This window comes from Pseudoxanthomonas japonensis, from assembly GCF_043632995.1.
GTDB classification, from domain to species: Bacteria; Pseudomonadota; Gammaproteobacteria; order Xanthomonadales; family Xanthomonadaceae; genus Pseudoxanthomonas_A; species Pseudoxanthomonas_A japonensis.
On sequence record NZ_CP171632.1, the window covers coordinates 1,766,274 to 1,784,140 of the forward strand.

The 17,867-nt window shown below is 64.2% G+C and carries 18 protein-coding genes; 10 read left to right on the forward strand and 8 right to left on the reverse strand.

Going from position 1 to position 17,867, the window contains the following annotated elements:
- Nucleotides 1-218: 218 nt before the first annotated feature.
- Nucleotides 219-1,100: a type II toxin-antitoxin system RelE/ParE family toxin gene (locus ACGHX3_RS08020; protein WP_394697025.1), complete on the reverse strand. Its 882-nt coding sequence runs from the start codon at nucleotides 1,098-1,100 to the stop codon at nucleotides 219-221.
- 253 nt (nucleotides 1,101-1,353) lie between these two features.
- Between ACGHX3_RS08020 and ACGHX3_RS08025 the strand changes: the two genes are divergently transcribed.
- The 4 genes from ACGHX3_RS08025 to ACGHX3_RS08040 all read left to right on the forward strand — a co-directional run bounded on the left by ACGHX3_RS08025 (nucleotide 1,354) and on the right by ACGHX3_RS08040 (nucleotide 4,747).
- Entirely contained in the window at nucleotides 1,354-2,517 is a 1,164-nt protein-coding gene (locus tag ACGHX3_RS08025; RefSeq protein WP_394697026.1) for a DUF4297 domain-containing protein, read from the forward strand.
- Complete coding sequence (locus tag ACGHX3_RS08030) at nucleotides 2,514-4,214, forward strand: hypothetical protein (protein ID WP_394697027.1); 1,701 nt, start codon at nucleotides 2,514-2,516, stop codon at nucleotides 4,212-4,214. The genes ACGHX3_RS08025 and ACGHX3_RS08030 overlap by 4 nt, the downstream gene beginning before the upstream one ends.
- A gap of 147 nt (nucleotides 4,215-4,361) precedes the next feature.
- Entirely contained in the window at nucleotides 4,362-4,592 is a 231-nt protein-coding gene (locus ACGHX3_RS08035; protein WP_394697028.1) for a hypothetical protein, read from the forward strand.
- The gene (locus ACGHX3_RS08040; protein WP_394697029.1) at nucleotides 4,592-4,747 is read left to right on the forward strand and encodes a hypothetical protein; all 156 of its coding nucleotides are present in this window, start codon (nucleotides 4,592-4,594) and stop codon (nucleotides 4,745-4,747) included. The genes ACGHX3_RS08035 and ACGHX3_RS08040 overlap by 1 nt, the downstream gene beginning before the upstream one ends.
- A gap of 832 nt (nucleotides 4,748-5,579) precedes the next feature.
- Here ACGHX3_RS08040 and ACGHX3_RS08045 read toward each other — a convergent pair.
- A complete protein-coding gene (locus ACGHX3_RS08045) occupies nucleotides 5,580-5,960 on the reverse strand; it encodes a hypothetical protein (RefSeq protein ID WP_394697030.1) in 381 nt (126 codons plus the stop codon).
- On the reverse strand, nucleotides 5,957-6,253 hold the full coding sequence (locus ACGHX3_RS08050; RefSeq protein ID WP_213603788.1) for an autorepressor SdpR family transcription factor: 297 nt from the start codon (nucleotides 6,251-6,253) through the stop codon (nucleotides 5,957-5,959). The genes ACGHX3_RS08045 and ACGHX3_RS08050 overlap by 4 nt, the downstream gene beginning before the upstream one ends.
- A gap of 97 nt (nucleotides 6,254-6,350) precedes the next feature.
- Here ACGHX3_RS08050 and ACGHX3_RS08055 point away from each other — a divergent pair, with 97 nt between their 5' ends.
- The 3 genes from ACGHX3_RS08055 to ACGHX3_RS08065 all read left to right on the forward strand — a co-directional run bounded on the left by ACGHX3_RS08055 (nucleotide 6,351) and on the right by ACGHX3_RS08065 (nucleotide 9,618).
- The gene (locus ACGHX3_RS08055) at nucleotides 6,351-7,190 is read left to right on the forward strand and encodes an amidohydrolase family protein (RefSeq protein ID WP_394697031.1); all 840 of its coding nucleotides are present in this window, start codon (nucleotides 6,351-6,353) and stop codon (nucleotides 7,188-7,190) included.
- A 402-nt stretch (nucleotides 7,191-7,592) separates the two neighbouring features.
- Nucleotides 7,593-8,099, forward strand: a complete 507-nt coding sequence (locus tag ACGHX3_RS08060; protein WP_313928687.1) for a hypothetical protein — start codon at nucleotides 7,593-7,595, stop codon at nucleotides 8,097-8,099.
- Between the two features lie 31 nt (nucleotides 8,100-8,130).
- A complete protein-coding gene (locus tag ACGHX3_RS08065; protein ID WP_394697032.1) occupies nucleotides 8,131-9,618 on the forward strand; it encodes a hypothetical protein in 1,488 nt (495 codons plus the stop codon).
- Nucleotides 9,619-10,204: 586 nt separating this feature from the next.
- On the opposite strand, the gene ACGHX3_RS08070 is transcribed toward ACGHX3_RS08065, so the two are convergent.
- Nucleotides 10,205-11,092, reverse strand: a complete 888-nt coding sequence (locus ACGHX3_RS08070; protein WP_394697033.1) for a helix-turn-helix domain-containing protein — start codon at nucleotides 11,090-11,092, stop codon at nucleotides 10,205-10,207.
- Here ACGHX3_RS08070 and ACGHX3_RS08075 point away from each other — a divergent pair.
- On the forward strand, nucleotides 11,091-11,921 hold the full coding sequence (locus ACGHX3_RS08075; RefSeq protein WP_394697034.1) for an NAD-dependent epimerase/dehydratase family protein: 831 nt from the start codon (nucleotides 11,091-11,093) through the stop codon (nucleotides 11,919-11,921). The two genes, ACGHX3_RS08070 and ACGHX3_RS08075, sit on opposite strands and share 2 nt — an antisense overlap.
- Nucleotides 11,922-12,123: 202 nt before the next feature.
- Here ACGHX3_RS08075 and ACGHX3_RS08080 read toward each other — a convergent pair whose 3' ends face one another.
- The 4 genes from ACGHX3_RS08080 to ACGHX3_RS08095 all read right to left on the reverse strand — a co-directional run bounded on the left by ACGHX3_RS08080 (nucleotide 12,124) and on the right by ACGHX3_RS08095 (nucleotide 16,111).
- Entirely contained in the window at nucleotides 12,124-12,978 is an 855-nt protein-coding gene (locus ACGHX3_RS08080; RefSeq protein WP_213603798.1) for a PA4780 family RIO1-like protein kinase, read from the reverse strand.
- Nucleotides 12,979-13,353: 375 nt separating this feature from the next.
- The gene (locus ACGHX3_RS08085) at nucleotides 13,354-13,614 is read right to left on the reverse strand and encodes a hypothetical protein (protein WP_313928693.1); all 261 of its coding nucleotides are present in this window, start codon (nucleotides 13,612-13,614) and stop codon (nucleotides 13,354-13,356) included.
- 10 nt (nucleotides 13,615-13,624) lie between these two features.
- Entirely contained in the window at nucleotides 13,625-14,950 is a 1,326-nt protein-coding gene (locus ACGHX3_RS08090) for a TFIIB-type zinc ribbon-containing protein (RefSeq protein WP_394697035.1), read from the reverse strand.
- Nucleotides 14,951-14,962: 12 nt separating this feature from the next.
- Complete coding sequence (locus ACGHX3_RS08095; protein ID WP_394697036.1) at nucleotides 14,963-16,111, reverse strand: SPFH domain-containing protein; 1,149 nt, start codon at nucleotides 16,109-16,111, stop codon at nucleotides 14,963-14,965.
- Between the two features lie 232 nt (nucleotides 16,112-16,343).
- Between ACGHX3_RS08095 and ACGHX3_RS08100 the strand changes: the two genes are divergently transcribed.
- Both ACGHX3_RS08100 and ACGHX3_RS08105 read left to right on the forward strand, forming a co-directional pair.
- Nucleotides 16,344-16,526 (forward strand): DUF2892 domain-containing protein, encoded by a 183-nt coding sequence (locus tag ACGHX3_RS08100; RefSeq protein ID WP_162338888.1) that lies wholly within the window; start codon nucleotides 16,344-16,346, stop codon nucleotides 16,524-16,526.
- A 556-nt stretch (nucleotides 16,527-17,082) separates the two neighbouring features.
- The gene (locus ACGHX3_RS08105; RefSeq protein ID WP_394697037.1) at nucleotides 17,083-17,601 is read left to right on the forward strand and encodes an REP-associated tyrosine transposase; all 519 of its coding nucleotides are present in this window, start codon (nucleotides 17,083-17,085) and stop codon (nucleotides 17,599-17,601) included.
- Nucleotides 17,602-17,867 lie beyond the last annotated feature (266 nt).

The window sequence follows — 17,867 nt, forward strand, 5'->3', positions numbered from 1 at the left end:
ACGGGTATGCACGATGCATCAAAGTTTCCCTCTCCCTGCGAAGCGGGGAGAGGGTGCCAACGGCGGGTGAGGGGCGAACGGAGTGACGGAGATGTCGGCGCCCGGTTCGTTACAGCGCCCGGCCCCTCATTCGTCGCTTCACGTAGGGCGGGCTCAAGCCCGCCGTCCAGATGCGCGATGGCGGGCTTGAGCCCGCCCTACGGCGTCTCGGGTACCGCTTATCTGTACGCCCCCGGCCCGCGCCAGATCAGTTCGCCGCGGCGGTAGATGCGCATCACGTCCACCACGTCGCGGGCGTCGCCGATGGTGTCGAGTTGGGGGTCGCCGGGTTGCACCAGGCGGCAGCCGCCGGAGCCGCGGGTGGCGACGATCTCCAGGGCGCACACCATCAGGTCGCGGCGACCGGGCAGGGGGAAGGAGATTTCCTTCATGCCCTGGAGCTGCCATTCGGCGATCTTCCGCTCGTTGCGCACGTCGTAGTAGATCTGGTGGCCGTCCACTTCCATGCTGGGGCCGGCGTTGTTGTCCTGGCCGCGGCCCTGGCTGCGGCCGGTGCCGACGGTGGCGCCCATGTTCTCGGGGGCGGTGTCCTGGGGCAGCATGCCGGGCGGTTGGCCCCAGCGGCTGTTGCGTCGCCAGGCGGGGGTGGGCCGGCTGGCGGGTGGGCGGGTCTGTTGCTGGGCGACGGCCTGGTCGGCGCTGGGCGGGCTGGCCTGCTGCTCGTCGGGGCTGAGGGGGTTCTCGGCCTCGGTGACGCGGGTGGTGTCGACGGGGGAGGTGACGGCGGTGGTCACCAGGGGTTTGCGGGGGCGGGGGCGGTCGCTGGGTGGGGTGGGGGCCACCGGGGGGACGGGAACGCGCTGGTCGTCCTGGGTGGTTTCGCCCAGGAAGTCGACTTTGACGCGGGCGCCGCCGCTGGCGCTGCCTTCGGGCGGGGCCAGGGTGATCTGGGAGGAGTACAGCAGGGCCAGCAGGAACAGCAGGTGCACCAGCAGGCTGACGAGCGAGCCGACGCTGCGCTCGTGCCGTTTGATGTGGAGGTCTTCCCTGTCCAGCGGACTCAGCGACGCCGCGCGACCGCGGCCTGGCGCGTCGCTCATGTGGGGGTGAGGGCGTCGGGGGAGGGGGACTTCATGGGTCAGAAGCGGGGGAAGTGGGGAAACATTAGCTGGTGTACTGCATCATTGCCATTGGCAACGGCTAGATCACTCCCTATGGAGGCTTGCGCAGTCGCGTTAGGATTGGGTTCGTTGTTTGATCCAAAGTGGAAACAAGGACGGGTGCTGCGGGCATCTTTGAGTTCGCGCTTAGAACTCGAGATTTCCGCGCTCAGGTAAAGGGCATGGTGGATCGATGGGAAAAAGTCTGAAAGATCTCTTGATAGAGCTTGAGGAGCGAGAAGATGCCGGCAGCATTTCTGCTGATCGCTTCGACTATCAGAAGGATTGGGCTCTACTTCGTCTTCTGGGTTTGCATCGTAAAGATGGGGACTATGTTCTTCTTTGTGAGTTTCACGAGGATATCGCTGTCATAGATGATCCTAACAACCCAACAGCGTTGAGTCTTTTCCAGGTTAAGACGAGCGAGAAAGGGAACTGGTCTGTAAACAAGCTTGTCAAGCAAAAGCCCTCAAAGGCCGGTGCGCCGCTCCCCTCAATTCTCGGAAAGCTCTGCGGGCGCGCGAAAGATATCTCGGGCGGTGTAGTTGATTTCCATATCGTTACAACTACCGGGTTTTCGGCTAAGGATGGCAAGTCGAAAAAAATAATGGACTCGCCGGGTCACAGTCTCGCTTCTAAGTTCCTTGAAGCTTCTGAGTGGAAAGAACTGAACTCTGCGCTCCATGTAGAGCTTGGCATTGATCTGACGTCTGCACTGCAGGAAACGCTAGTGTTTGCGGTGGCAGAGCTTCCATTGCGTATGCACCCGCAAGCAGTTAGCGGTGAGTTGAGCTCATTTCTTGAAGAGTACGCTCCGGGATCTTTGATCAGTCCAGCTGCCTTCTACCGTACTCTTTTTGACGAACTCCGACGTATTACCGTTGCCAAGAAGCCGTCCGGCGCCAGCTTTGCGCAAGTGTGCGCCGCAAAGGGGGTCGATCGTAAGAAGTTTGATCGGATGCTGGCGGGCGCTGTTCGCTCTGCGCCGCACTCTTTCCCATTCAAGAGCATAGATCAGGAGCTGCACCGAGACGGAGTCTCCCTAGGAAGAAGATTGGATCTTGGTGTGGCCTCAAAGAGCTACTACGTTAGATCTCTTCGATCAAATGATGCCGCTCTAAGATCGGATAGGCGTGTGTTGGTCTCAGCGGCTGAGAATGCGTTGAGGAAAAATCCAGAGCTCAGAATGCTTGAGCTGGCGGAGGTGGCGCTCGAGCATGCCAAGCTGGATCCAATCTATGGCATGGCAGAGCTATCTGATAGTGAGGCTTTAGTCTTGGTGATGGTTGAAATTTATGAGCGAAGCAACGACGAAATTCCGACTTCTAATTCACAACTTAAGGAAGAGAGCGCATGAAAAGCTTGCGCTTACAAAAGTTACATCTGATGTCAGATCGCGAGAGGCGCGCGAGAACAATAAGCTTTCATCCAAGCGCGACGGTGATAAAGGGCGGAAATGATGTTGGGAAATCATCTGTCGCAAAATCGATCTTCGAGGTGCTTGGTGCAGAAGCAGCTGTAGTTCACCCGAGGTGGAAGTCTGCCGGTGTAACGAGTCTTCTCGAATTCATAGTGGATGATGTTGTGTACTTTGCGCTACGTGATGGGCCGACTTACACCCTGTTTGATGACTCGTCTAGGCCGATTTGCACGTATACATCCGTAACTACAGGTATGGGTCCCGCGCTGGCGGACCTTCTTAACTTTCGTCTGCAATTGAAGGCCCGTAATGGATCCTTGGTGCAGGCGCCTCCTGCATTCTGCTTTCTTCCTTTCTACTGTGACCAAGATAAGGGCTGGGGAGACACTTGGTCATCATTCGCTAGGCTTGCGCAATTCCAGAGTTGGAAGATTGAGACGATTCACTACCATGTCGGAATAACTACTCCCGAGTACTACAGTGCGCTGGCAAGGCTGGCTAAAGCAGATCTGGATCGAATAGAGCCACAGAAAGCCTTGGATGGTCTTATCCTGATAAAGAGGAAGGCTGCATCAAATAGCTTTTACGATCTCGACGTGGAAATTGATTCTGACGTGTTTGCTGAGGAGATCGAGCTTCTGGTTCAGAGGGCTTCTGATATCGCTGAGGTTCGGGAAAGAAAGCGAGTGGCAATTTCTGAGCTATCTAATCAGAGAATTCAGGTTATTGCGCAGAAAGAGATTCTCGAGCGGGCGCGAAGTGAGTTGCATGCAGACTATAAGTTTGCAGCGGAGGAGTTGGCGGATGACATCGAATGCCCAACTTGCGGTCAGATGCATTCAAACTCTTTTGCGCAGCGATTCTCTATTGCTCAGGATGAAGCTAGGGCGGGCGATCTTCTGACCGAAATTCTTGATCGTTTGGCTTCAAACGAAGAGCAGCTTTTGTCGGCCAAGCGATCCTTGGCGGATATGACCAGCCAGGAAGCTGAGATTCAGGAGATCTTGAGCAGAAAGCGCGGGCAAGTTACGTTTGCTCGCTTGCTGGAGCGCGCTGGTCAGAAGGCTTTTTCAACTCAGTTAGATGAGCAAATTCGAGATCTTGTTGGCGATCTCACCCAGATTGATGAGCGGATCATGGAAGCTAAAGCTGATATCGAGGCTAGCAAATCCGTTGATCGCAAGCGGGCAGTTAACGGTCGGTATATTTCGTTGATGGCGGAGTATTTGCGTCATCTGAGCGTGACGAGCCTCTCGGAGAAGGATTATTCGAGGTTGGATTTCGTCATAAAGGAGACTGGTAGTGACAGGCCTCGTGCTGTCTTGGCGTACATGTTTGCAGTGCTTCAACTGATTTGGGACTCTCCATCGTCGGTTCGGTGCCCTATTGTGCTCGACTCGCCGAATCAGCAAGATCAAGACCCGGATAACCACGTCAGGATGTTGGAGTTCATACGGGATTTTCGGCCAGAAGGTAGCCAGCTCGTGCTTTTTGCGGTTGATGACTGTGGGATCGATTTTGGTGGCGAAGTGAAGGTTCTTGACGAAGAGGACTTCGCACTGAGTGCTGGAATGTATGACGAGGTTGCGTGGCTCATTAACTCTCATCGTGCATCTAGAGAGCTTTTCTCGTAGACGGTCGTGCATTTCCGTCGCACGGTCGGGTAGGCGCTGTAGAACAGCTAGTACATGCCAGCCTACGAACTTCGTAGTAGACACCACTCCACTTTCATTCGACCTTTGCTCCGCGACCCACCGCTCTTGGTGGGCAGGAGCAAGGGAATGAAGATCGAAACACCGCCGCAGGACGCGGCCGCTACGCTCAACGTCGACGACGCCCCGCTCACCACCATCCTCGACCTGCTGCACGCGAGGGCAGTGACGAACCCGATTCCGTCCTCGCCCGGCTGCCCACCGAGCACCTGGACCGCATCGCCGCCGCCGCCCAGCGCAAAGGGCAGGACTGCCTGGACCTGGCCCGCTGCCTGGTGGACTGCACCGCCCAACTGCTGATGCGGCTGACACCCGCCGACGCCTGCGACCGCGTCCTCCACCTCAACCTGCACCTGGCCACCCTGCTGGACGACCACGACCGCTGGGACGACCTGCACGCCCACGCCGACACCGCCGCCCGCACCGCCACCGGCGAACCCGCATCACCACTCTAAGGCACGCCCCGCCAGACCCTGCGTCGTCTACCGAGCGCTGACACCCGACGTGCTGTTGGGTTGGTAGAGCCAACCCAACCTACGGGGTTGCTGCCGACGGGGGCCTCCGCCTGATGCCGTGCCTTACACACGACCGCGGCGGCCTCTCTAATCACACAAACACGGAGCGGTGACCCAAGAGACGCGCTCGTCTCTCATTAAGACGCAACGTTGCATCACAAACATCCAACGTTGCATCGAAAACATCGGTTCTTCTAACACTAAGACCCAACGTTCCATCAAAACGATCCAACATTGGATCGAAAACATGCATTCATCTAACACTAAGATCGAACGTTGCATCGAAAAGATCCAACGCTGCATCGAATAGATCCAATGTTCCATCGAAAAGATCCTCTCGTCTCTCACTAGGATCCAACGTTCCATCAAAAAGACTCTCGCGAGACCGGAAAACATCCGATTGCCGCATCGCGGCACGCCCCCGGTCTCACCTCCACGCCCCGATAGCGCCTGAAAGCCTGGTCCTGCTCGCCCAAAGCGAACCGCGAGCGGGTCAAAGCGTGGAGCAAGCGGGGCAGGAGGCTGGAGCGAGCCGGAGAAAGTGAACCGCGGGACGGAAAAAGCCGCGTCCGGTTCACTTCAAGTCGCCCCCTAGAGACTGCGCACCCGCTCGCGGCTCACTCCGCGCCTCCCGCGAGCGGGAAAAAGCGAACCGCGAGAGGGGCAGCAGCGAACCCGTAGCGGGAAAAAGCGAACCCCGCCAGGGAATCACCGAACCGCAGTAAGGAAAAAGCCTGGCGCGCGAGGGAAAAACCCTCGATGGCCGCCCGCCTCAGGCGCCCGACACCCGCGCCTTGTTCCGCAGCGACAGGCAGTACGCCGCCGTCACCCCGATGCCCAGCAACACGGCCAGCGAACCCCCGATCACCGCCACGTCTTTCGGCGCCGCGATCCAGAACCCCGCATAGACCAACCCGCTGAGCGCCATCGACCAGCCCGCCACCCGCTGCGCCTGCCGCGCCCGCGCACTCGGCACGAACCGCTTCGGCATCTGGTTGCCGAACCACGCCACCATCAACCCGATCGCCCCCATCACGATGCGGTCGACCATCGCGCCATCGATAACCCCCCGCGACCGCGCGAACGTCGCGCACAGCGCCAGCACCACGATGCCGATCCCCCACGCCAGACTGGTCATCACTTCTCTGTTCATCGCACAGGCTCCTTCTTGGACTTGGGCGCGGGACTGCCCGCACCGAACGAATGGACGAAGCCGAGCAGCGCGTCTTCCAGCACCGACAGCTTCAGGTGGTAGATCACCGACTTGCCGACCTTTTCCGCATGCACCAGGTCGGCCTCCTTCAGCACCGCGAAATGCGCCGACATCGTCGGTTTCGACACATCAAACTGCTCGCTCAGCTCGCCCGCACTGAGCGGCCCCTTGCGCAGCAACTGCAGCACCTGGCGGCGGGTGGGATCGGAAAGGGCGCGGAAGACCTGGCTCATGATGTGATAATTAGCTAAACATCGAAATGTGTCAACCGCCGTTGGTCGGGACGGCGCATGGCACCATGCACGCATCCCCTTGCTGTGAGACGACGCCATGCTGCGTGCGCTGGTCCTGTCGCTGTGTCTGATCTCCCCGGTGGCCCTGGCCGCCAACCCCGTGTTCGACGTGCACGTCCACCTGCGCGACGGCGAAACCTCCCTGCAGCAGTACCGCGACGACGTGCGCGCCGCGGGGCTGGACCTCTCCGGCATCGGCGTGATGTGGTTCGGCGGCCCGCACCAGGCCCGGCAGGGCGACCTGGCGAAGATCCGCGCCGGCAACGACCAGATGATCGCGCTGGCGAAGGCGCACGCCGACGTGCTGCCCATCGCCACCGTACACCCGTACGACGGCGAGGCCGCGATGGCGGAACTGACGCGCGTGGCGGCGGCCGGCGTGAAGGTGCTGAAGATCCATGCGCACACGCAGGGCTTCGACGTGTCCGACCCGCGCGTGGAAGCGCTCGCACGCCGCGCCGGCGAACTCGGCCTCACCGTGCTGCTGGACAACGCCAACATCCTGCCCGGCGACAGCGAGAAGCTGTTCAACCTGGTGGTGCGCGTGCCGAAGACGAAGTTCATCCTCGCCCACATCGGCGGCCTGAACTTCCGCTTCTGGAACATCCTCGCCCTCGCGCGCACCGCCGACGGCTTCGGCTTCGAGAACCTCTATTTCGACATCTCCGCCACCGTGCTGGTGGTGGCCGATTCGCCGGTGGAAGAAGAATTCCTCTGGACCCTGCGTAACGTCGGCCTCGACCACGTGCTGCTGGGCTCGGACTACCCGCAGATCGGCCTCGACGTCACCGCGAAAGCGCTGGATCGGCTGGACCTGAGCGACGAGGAGAAGGCGAAGATCCGAAGCGGGAATGCGATGAAGCTGTTCGGGCGGTGAGATGAATGTCCCTTCGCCCCGCGTGCGGGGACAAGGTGCCCGGAGGGCGGATGAGGGGCGAGCGCGGTGTTGCATCGTGCGTGGTGTCGCCGTTCTGCATTCGTCTTGAAGGTGTGCGTGAAGCTTCGCGTGCCCGGACAACAAAGAGCCCCTCATCCGCCTTCGGCACCTTCTCCCCGTTGCACGGGGAGAAGGGAAGTGCGCATGCGTGTGTTGTGTTCGCGACGGAGCAACATTCACCGTGGCAAACGCATGCAGCAACGCGCGTCGTGACGCGTCCCTGTCACCTTCAAGCTGAAGCGGTTCATCACGACCATGAATGCATGCGGTTGTGGGTGAACGAGTCGCGTCGTAGCATCGGTCAACGCCGGTCGGGAGGGATTCTGGATGCGTAGATGGATGATGGCGGCATTGCTGGGTCTGGTGGCATGCACGGGAATGCGCGTCGGGCAGACGCCCGATGAAGCGGCCCCTGCTGCGAGTGCTACAAGCGGCAAGTTCGCGGGCGAATGGGAGGCATGCCCAGGCAAGACCCCGTCCGATCAATGTAGTCGCTATGTGCTGCTGCAACGTGGCAGCCGCATCTGCGGCACCTGGTTTCATTTCGCTTCCGGAAAAGAGTACTCGGGCAGGATCGTCGCGCACGCGGACTCGTCCACAGAGGCGCGGCGCACGCACGTGTGCGGTCGTCAAAGCGTCGAGTCCGATACCGAATGCGAAGACGGTTGGCAGCGCATCGACAAGCCGCTGCGGATCTGTAAGGGCAAGCTTTCCGACCTGATGCGTGCGGATGGCTCCTGCTTCCCCTACTACCGGGCCGTACGCATGGCTGAGGACCAGCGCGACGCGCTGCTGGCGGAGCCGTGGATGGAGGACTGCCTGTCCGGCATTCCCGGTGACGCGCCCTAAGGACGCATAAGAACCCATAAGGAAATGGACCATGACGAACCCGAATCCCCTGACCGACAACGAACTGCGTGCCGCCGCTTACTTCGCCGTCGGCGTTACCTCGGAAGGCAGCATCGCAGGTCGTGATGTCGCCTACCGCCTGAGTTTTGCCGGCAATGTCGGTCCGGGTGGACGCATGATGCCGGTGGCCAATAGCGGTTACTCATTCGGTACGCTGCAGATCGATCTCGGATGGCATCCCGAGGTAGCGCGCGACCTGCTGGACAACTACCAGACCTGGGCGCGAGCGCAGCCCGACCGGGCCACGCTCGAACTGGGTCAGAACGCTTACGACACCACGCTGCAGTCGCTGCGGCGCTCCGGAGAGCAGATGCAAGACGACCGTGCTGTCGACATTGATCGTCAGCACATCAACCGCTTCCTCGCCTCCGACGCCGGCCGCACGTTCGTGCACGGTCTCGATACCGAGCACGTCAATGGCGTCACCGCCCGGGATGCGATGGTGGGCAATCGCGACTCGGCCCTTGAACGGTTGCAGCGGACGGATCTGTACCGCAACAGCACCGGTGACGAGCAAGCCGAACTCGCCGGTATGATGATGAAGCTGCAGAACCAAGCCGGCCGCAGATACTGGCCGGGTGTGATGCGGCAGGTGGAAGCAGGCACGCTGACCTCGCCGGAGGACGTCAAGGCCGCCGTCGATGCTCTCCGACCCAACGAGCGCAACGGCAATCCTGATTATCTGCAGAGCGGGGCGGACAATACGCTGCGCGGCATCGAGGTGCTCAATGCCTTGCGCGGCGCCAACACGGACAGTCCGTTGTCGCAGGCCTGGGCCAACGTCAGTGCGAACCCGCTGATCGGGCCGGTCGCCGCGCATCAGCCCAACGCGGACAATCCGAATCTCGGTCACGAGTACGACACCGTGCGCTCGCTGTTCCTCACGCCGGAAGGCTCGCGCCGCATGATCGAGGCGCTCGACCGGGGTGGATCACTGGCCGTAGGCAATCCGCAACCGAATGCGCAGGGTCGCCGCGAAGCAGGCTTCTACGTGTCCGGCGACGATTTCGTGCACTGGAACCGCAACGGCGAGGGCCAGGCGTACATCGGTGGGCAATGGCGCAGCATCGATCCGGACGACGTGACGCGTACGCGCAATGCCGATGGCACGACGACGCTGACCATCGACGAGAACGGGCGACAAGAGACCTTGTTGCGGGTGGATCCCAGGACGCCCGACCTGCGCGCCGATGCCGGCGCGATCGACCGGAACCTGCTGCCGGATACGGAGCGCAGCGAGGTCGCGCGCGCTGACACGCCCACCTTCGACAGTCCCTACCTTAACCGCATGCTGGCAGCGGTCGTCGCAGGCGACGAGGCGGGGGCCGATCGCGTCATGCGCGAGTACGCGCAATCGCCGGAAGCGGCCGCGTTCCGCGAGCGGGAAGAACCGCAGACCGTGCGCCAACCCGCCGCTGAAGAACGCGACGTGCAGCCGTCGCCGGGACGGCAGGTCTAGGGGTTTCCCGCGTCGGGTGTGCGCGTCGACGCCGTAGGGCGGGCCTTGGCCCGCCATGTGGATGATTGCATCGCCGGTGCCGCCTGTTCGTTCGGCCAACCGACGGCTTGAGCCCACCTACAGACATAGCGCGCCACGCATCGCGTGCGCGGATAACAAAGCGCCCCTCATCCTCCTTCGGCACCTTCTCCCCGTTGTTCACGGGGGAGAAGGGAACAGCGGATGCGTCGCGGCTTTCCTTTCGCCCGGCGTGCGGGGCGGAAGGGGACAACGGAAGTGTCGCGGAGGGAGAAAGAAACAACGGATTCGTCACGGCTTTTCCCTTCGCCCCGCGTGCGGGGAGAAGGTGCCCGGAGGGCGGATGAGGGGCGGGCGCGATGTTGCATCGTGCGCGAAGCAACCGTCGATCGCGGGATGATGATGTGTTCGTCGTAAGGGTGTGCGGGAAGCCTTGCGAGCGCGGACAGTAAAGCGCCCCTCATCCGCCTTCGGCACCTTCTCCCCGTTGTTCACGGGGAGAAGGGAACAGCGGACGCGTCACGCTTTTCCTTCCCCGTCGCACGGGGAGAAGGAAACGACCGGATGCTCAGGCTCCCGCGATCTCGCCATCATCCTCGCGCAATTCCTCCAGCAGCCTGCGCGGGGTGCTGCCGGCGATGGCGTGGAAGTCGGCGATCAGGTGGGCTTGGTCGTAGTAGCCGGTGTCGGCGGCGATGGCGGACCAGTTGAGGGTGGCGGCGGATTGCGCTGCGCGCACGGCCTGCGCGAAGCGGGTCAGGCGCGCGTACGTCTTGGGGCTGAGGCCGAGGGCGTCGTGCAGGACGCGGCGCAGGTGGCGTTCGCTGATGCCGAGCTCGCGCGCGACCTGGCCGAGGCTGGCGTGCTGCAGCTGCTCCAGCGCGGCCGAAAGGAAGGCCGGTGCCGTTTCGAGCGTCGGCTGCCGCGCCACGCGCGACGACACCGCGGCCTCCAGCAGTGCACCGGCGGCCTGCGTGTCGGTGGCACTGGCGAGATATTCGCGCAGGCGCTGCACGTGGGTGGCGCCCCACAACGCCTCCAGCGGCACTGGCGCGCCCTGCAGTTCCGTCGCGGAGATGCCGAGTGCCGCTTCGTAGGTGCCGGGACGCAGGCGCGCGATCACCGCACGTTGTCCGCCGCGGATGAACTTGCGATGGACCTGCGTGCGCGGCCCCATCGCGTGCACGTCGACGCCGTCGGGCAGGGTCGGGCCGAAGCGCACGATGAGCTGGGCTTCCACCTGCGGGATGGCGACCCGCTGCCGGTCGCGCGGGTACTCGCTCACCGTCCATGCGACGACCGGGCGCGCGTCGGCACGGGCCGTGGTCAGGGAGGAGCGGGCGAGGGCGGCGGGCATGGGGCCATTGTGGTCGCCGCGTCCGCCGTGCCGCAACCCGCGTGCGATGGCCGGTTTTTCCAATGCAGCGGGCGCTGCGGCCTCTATCGTCGCTGCCATGAACATACTCGTGACCGGCGCGACCGGAAAAGTGGGAAGCAGACTCGCGATGCGGCTGGCGCAGCAGGGACACGCCGTGCGTGCCCTGGTGCGCGATGCCGCGCGTGCCTCCGACCTGTCGGATAACGGCATCACCCTGGCGAGTGGCGACCTGATGCAGCCGGCCTCGTTGCCGGCGGCGGTACAGGGCGTGGACGCGGTGGTGCATTGCGCCGCGTTCTTCCGCGGCGCCACGCCGGAGGAAGCGCATTCGGTGAACAACCTGGGCACGCAGCATCTGGCACTGGCGGCACGCGAGGCAGGCGTGACGCGCTTCGTGTTCACCAGTACCGGCCTGGTCTATGGCCCGAACGGCGGTGCGCCGTCGCAGGAAGACGATGCCTGCGCGCCGGTCGATGCCTATCCGCAGAGCAAACTCGCCGCCGAACGGATGCTGCTGGCCATCGAGGGCCTGGACGTGCGGGTGCTGCGCTTGCCGTTCGTCTACGGCGATGGCGATCCGCATATCCAGGACGTGGTGCCGTTCATGCGCACGTTCCCGCCGGCGCAGCGCATGTCGCTCGGCCATCATGCGGACGTGGCGCAGGCGGTGATGCGCCTGCTCGACAAGGCGTCGCCGGCGCATCGCATCTACAACGTGGTGGACAATGAAGCGCCCGATCTGGCGACGCTGTTCGCCGCGGTTGGCGAGCCGCCGCCGGATGGCACGGACCCGGAACGGGGGAAGGCGTTTTCCGCGGTGATGGACGGACGGCGGATTCGCGAAGACCTCGGTTTTCAGCCGATGTATCCGCGCTTGGCGGATGCGCTGAGGGCGGGGGAGGCGTAAGCCGCTCAGGTCGCTTCGATCGTTGCTACGGATGTCGTCGTGGTGTGCGATGGCGGGCTTGAGCCCGCCCTACGAAGGGTACGGTCGCCGGGCGTCGTAGGGCGGGCCTTGGCCCGCCGTGTTGATGCGTGGATCGCAGCTGCCGCGTCATCGTCCGGGTGATGGATGGCGGGCTTGAGCCCGCCCTACGGCCTCCGGGAGGTCAATCCTCGTCCTGCGCCTCGCGGCCCTGTTGGCGGATCAGGGCGAGCTCGCGCGCGTCGTTGATGGCATCGCGCACGCCGTCGAGGTCGACGCTGCGTTCGTCCGGGGTGAACTGGCCGGTCAGCGGGGTGTCGGGCAGCAGCGTGCCTGCTTCGAACAGCTCCCACATCTCTTCGCCGTACCAGGTGTCGAGCAGTTCCGGCGCCCAGCGGCCGAGCGTGGCGGTGAGGTTGTTGACGTCGCGCAGCAGCATGGTGCGCGCGGCGTTGTTGCCGCCGGCGCTGACCACCTGCGGGAAGTCGATCACCACCGGGCCGTCGGGACCGACCAGCACGTTGTAGGCCGACAGGTCGCCGTGGATCAGGCCGCAGCACAGCATGCGCACGACCTGGCGCACCAGCACGGCGTGGTACTCGCGCGCCTGTTCCGGCGTCAGTTCGACTTCGCCCAGGCGCGGGGCTGAGAAACCCTCGGCATCGGTGACCAGTTCCATCACCAGCACGCCGTGGAAGAAGCCATACGGCTCGGGCACGCGCACGCCGGCCTCACGCAGCTGGTACAGCGCGTCGACCTCGGCGTTCTTCCATTCGGCTTCCTGCTGCCTGCGGCCGTAGCGGCTGCCGCTGGCGACCGCGCGGGCCTCGCGGCTGCCGCGCGACTTGCGGCCCTCCTGGTACTGCGCACGCTTCTGGAAACTGCGCTGCGCCATGTCCTTGTAGACCTTCGCGCAGCGGACATCGTCGCCCGCGCGCACCACGTACACCGAGGCTTCCTTGCCGCTCTTGAGCGGACGCAGCACCTCGTCGATGACGCCTTCGTCGATCAGCATCAGCAGGCTGGCAGGGGTCTTCACGGCATCCTTGCAGGGGCGCGGCAAACGCCGCGACGGGCGGGCAGTGTAGCCCGGGTAAGCGAAGCGCACCCGGGGAATCGCGTGCGCGGAAATGAGAGCGCCCCTCATCCGCCCCCGTACTTGATACGGGGGCGGATGAGGGGCGGGCGCGGTGTCGCATCGTGCGTGGTGTATCCGTCGACCGTCGACTGCGGGCGGCGATGCAGCTGCGGTGAGTGCGCGGGAAGTGTTTCGCGTAGGCGGAGGGGAAAGCGCCCCTCATCCGCCTTCGGCACCTTCTCCCCGTTTTACACGGGGAGAAGGGAACAGCCAGGCGTCGCGGCTTTTCCTTTGCCCCGTATTACGTGGCGAAGGGAAACAGCGGGCGCGGCGGGATCAACTGCCGTCGTCGCGGATCCGCGTCACGCGCTGCCGGTACGCGCGCACGTTGTCGCCGTCGATGCGGGTGCGCTGGGTGCCGGTGACGGTGTCGATCTTGCGGTCGCTGCCGGTCACCGGCTTGGCCTCGATGTCGGTCTCATGCTCGAAGGCATGCGACTTGTCCGTATTGCGGTAGTAGCGGTAGATGGCCCAGTACAGCGCCGCGGCGCCGGTGGGGCCGAGGGCCAGCAGCCATAGGCCGTTGTCGTCGCTCATGTGTGGTCGCTCATGATCCGGCCCAGATGATCCAGAGGGCGATGCCCTCCAGGAAGGTGCCCACGGTCAACGCGGTGAGCAGCAGCTTCCACTGCTGCACCGGCACGCTGCCCATGGTTTCGCCGGTGCGGCCGTTGACCGCGATGTAGTGCAGCAGGCCGCCGTTGCTGCCGGGCTGGTGGTACGAGTACAGCCACACCGGCAGGTACATCGACACCCAGCGCGTGCCGTGCACGTCCAGGCGTTCCTGTTCCCAGCGCACGCCGCGGTCGTAACGGCCGACCGAGCTTTCCACCTGCGCGCGCGCGATCGACAGCAGCTGGTCTTCCAGCCTGGGTCGCAGCTGCTCGACGTCGGTGTCGCGCTTCTCCGAGGTGAAGCCGGACAGGTAGGAGGCGTTCCACTTCACCGCGTTCTTGGTGTCGAACGGCAGGATGGTGTTGATGATGTTCTGCGTGTTGACCTTGGTGTCGAGGTTGCCGCGCTCGCGCGAGGATTCCAGCGGCAGGTCGTCGACGGTGAAGTCGACGGCGCGTTCCACCCGGTAGATGTCGGCGTCGTAATAGGTCTTCTTGTTCTTGTCGGTGCCGCGCGTGTAGGTGCGCGTCAGGATCTCGCCCTTGCCGGCGACCGCCGCGCTCGCGTTGCCGTCGACGATCATGTAGGGCAGGTAGACGCCGACGACGTTTTCCGGCGAGAACTGGTCCTTGAACGCCTTCAACGCGAAGAGTTTGCGCTTGTCGACGAACTGGCGGATGCGCGCGACCGCGTCCTCCTTCCTGATGTGGAACGGAAGCACGGCGTCCGGGACGGCGCCGTTGGGGATCTGTTCGTTGACGCCGAACACGTGGCGGCACCAGTGGCAGCGCGCCGTCATGGCGCTCTGCGTGTTCACCGTGACCTCGGCGCCGCAGCCGGTGCACTTGAAGGTCATCAGGACGGCGGCGTCGGCCTGGATGTCGCGCGCGCCGGAGGCGATGACGGTGCCGCGCAGGTCGGCGATGCCTTCGCCGAAGCCGAACGCTTCCTCGACACGCTCGCCGACCCACTCGTTGCGGCAGTACAGGCAGACCAGCACGTCGCTGCCCGGCCTGTGGCGGATGTCGGTGGCGCCGCACTTCGGGCAGCGGTTCTGTCCGTCCTTCAGCTCGGCCGCGGCGGTGTCGATGGCGACCGGATCGGGCGCGTCGATTTCCTCGCGGATGGCGTCGGGCAGAGTGGCGGGGTCGACCGGGAAACTCCCGGGCAGCGGTGGCACCTCCTGCGGCGAGCCGGGGCCCAACGCAGGAGGCACCGGCGGCAGCGGCGGAGGCGCCGGACGGTGCGGGGTGGACATGCGTGCGTCCGCTTACAGGCCCAGGGCCTTCGCCTTCAGCGCGTCGTAGTCGGACTGCGTGATCAGGCCGAGGTCGAGCATCTCCTTGGCCTTCTTCAGCTTGGCGACCGGATCCTCCGCGGCCGGTGCCGCGGGGGCGGCCGGCTGCTGCAGGGTGCCCACGCCCATCATGCCGGTGGCCATGCCCACACCCATCAGGCCGGCCGCGCCGCCGTTCTCGCCGGCGGACTGGATGCCCTGGGCGACGCTGGCCTGCAGGTTGGAATTGCCGCGCGCACCGGACAGCGCATCGGCGCGCTGCACGGTCTTCAGCAATTCACGCGTGTTGGCGTCGTACTCGATGGAAACGATGGCGGTCTTGACGATGGCCAGGCCGCGGTCGGAACTCCACTGGTAACCCTGTTCCACCGCGGCCGACAGGCTCTGCGCGAAGCCCAGCGAATCCTGCTGCAGCTTGGTGATGCGGTTGCCCTTGGACGGATCGTTCGTGTACAGGCTGAAGGCCGGGGCGAGCGAACCCACCACTTCGTTGAACAGCTGGGTGGCGGCGGCGTTGTCCAGGTCGGTGAAGTCGAACACCTTGCCCGGCTGCAGGTAGCTGGCCGGCACGAAGTTCTTCACGAACAGGATGGGGTCGACGATCTTCAGCGTGTACGAGCCGCGCGTGACCGCGCCGACCTGGGTGTTGAGGAAGCCGTCGTCCCAGTAGATCTCGGACTGCGTGCCGAAGCGGTTGTCCGGCAGTTCCTTCAGCGAGACGAAGAACGCCGCCTGCTGCGAGCCCGGCTGGCCGCCGAACTTGAAGCGCTCCCAGCTCTGGGTGATGAAGGTCGAGACGAGGCCGTCGCCGGCGAAGATCGACTTGGAGTTGATGTCGTCAGAGCGCCACTCGTAGCCGCCGGGCTCGGCGACGAACGCGGTGATCGCGCCGTCCTGCATCAACAGCAGGCCGTAGCCTTCCGGCACGACGATCTTCGAGCCGTTGGTGATGATGTTGGTCGAGCCGCTGGTATTGGACCCGCGCCCGGCATTGGTGCCCTGGGGCACCGCGGCGAAGAGCGCCGCCGTCGACGGCAGGCCCTGCGGCACCGTGTAGAAATCCTTCCACTGGTCGCCCAGCACGCCACCGACCGCACCCACCACCGCCTGCACAAGACCCATGACATCGCTCCGTGATTCGAGGCGGGAAGGGGCACCCGCCGAGTGTGACCGAGTATACATAGCGCTCCGTTACCGCCATGGCGCAGAGGTCATGCCTTGAAGGTTGCAAAACCGTTACGCGGCGTTAGGCGAGGGCGGCGACGGTGGCGCTCAGCCCACGGAGTTTGATTCCGATCAATGCGGGCCGGCGCCGGCCGCGCCACGCTGCGTTTCCCGGATGGGAGGTGGCGTGATGAAAACGAACGTGGGCGGCTTCGACAAATGGGCGCGCGTGGTGGTCGGCGCGGTGTTGATCGGCTGGGCACTGACCGGCGGCCCGCTGTGGGCGTGGATCGGCCTGGTGCCGCTGGTCACCGGCCTGTTCGGGTTCTGTCCCCTGTACCGGCTGCTGGGCGTGAACACCTGCCCACGCTGACGAGGGAGCCAGGCGCGCAAAGGGTCCGGTCGGACGCGGCGCGCGTAGGGCGGGCCCAGGCCCGCCATGTTGATGCCTCCGCCGTAGGGTTCCTCGGCGAGGTATCGCGTGTCGGTGCGTGCGAACCTCCAACTGGATGGCGGTGGGCCTGCGACGGCGGGCTTGAGCCCGCCCTACGATGGAGTGACCCTCCGTAGGGCGGGCCCAGGCCCGCCATGTTGATACGTCCGATGTGGGGTTCCTCGGCGAGGTATCGCGTGTCGGTGCATGCGAACCTCCAACCGGATGACGGTGGATCCGCGACGGCGGGCTTGAGCCCGCCCTACGATGGAGTGACCCTCCGTAGGGCGGGCCCAGGCCCGCCATGTTGATGCCTCCGCCGTGGTGTTGCTCGGCGAGGTATCGCGACGCCGGTGGGTGAGAGCGAGCAACCGGATGACGGTGGGTCCGCGACGGCGGGCTTGAGCACGCCCTACGGTTCGTCGCGCCTGCGCATTCGAGGTGGCGTTTCCTGACGGTGCATCGCGGTGTCGGACGAGTGTCCGGGTACCTGGCGATGCGCGACGCTTCCCGCATGCCCAACTATCGCCGCATGCGGGTGCCGGGTGGTACCTACTTCTTCACCGTGAATCTGCTGGATCGGCGCAGCCGTCTGCTGGTCGATCACATCGGTTTGTTGCGCGAGGCATTCCGCGAGACGCGGCGTGTGCGACCGTTCGATGTGCTGGCGATCGCGGTGTTGCCCGACCATCTGCACTGTGTCTGGCGGTTGCCGGCAGATGACGCCGACAACACGAACCGTTGGGCGCAGATCAAGTCCCACGTCAGTCGTCGCTTGTCGGCCTGCGAACAGCGTTCACGGCAACGCATCGACCGACGGGAGCGCGGGTTGTGGCAGCGCCGCTATTGGGAGCACCTGATCCGCGACGAGGACGACCTGCGGCGTCATATCGACTACGTGCATCTCAATCCTGTCAAGCATGGCCATGTAGCGCGTGCTTGCGACTGGCTGCACTCGTCGTTTCCGCGATGGGTAGCGCGCGGGGTCTACGCTTGGGAATGGATGGGCGAGTGAAGGCAAGTCCGCGACGGCTCGCGTAGGGCGGGCCCAGGCCCGCCATGTTGATGCGTCCGCCGTGGGGTTCCTCGGCGAGGTATCGCGTGTCGGTGCATGCGAACCTCCAACCGGATGACGGTGGATCCGCGACGGCGGGCTTGAGCCCGCCCTACGATGACGCGGTCCTCCGTAGGGCGTGCCCAGGCCCGCCATGTTGATGCGTCCGCCGTGGGGTTCCTCGGCGAGGTATCGCGATGCCCGTGCGTGCGAACCTCCAACCGGAT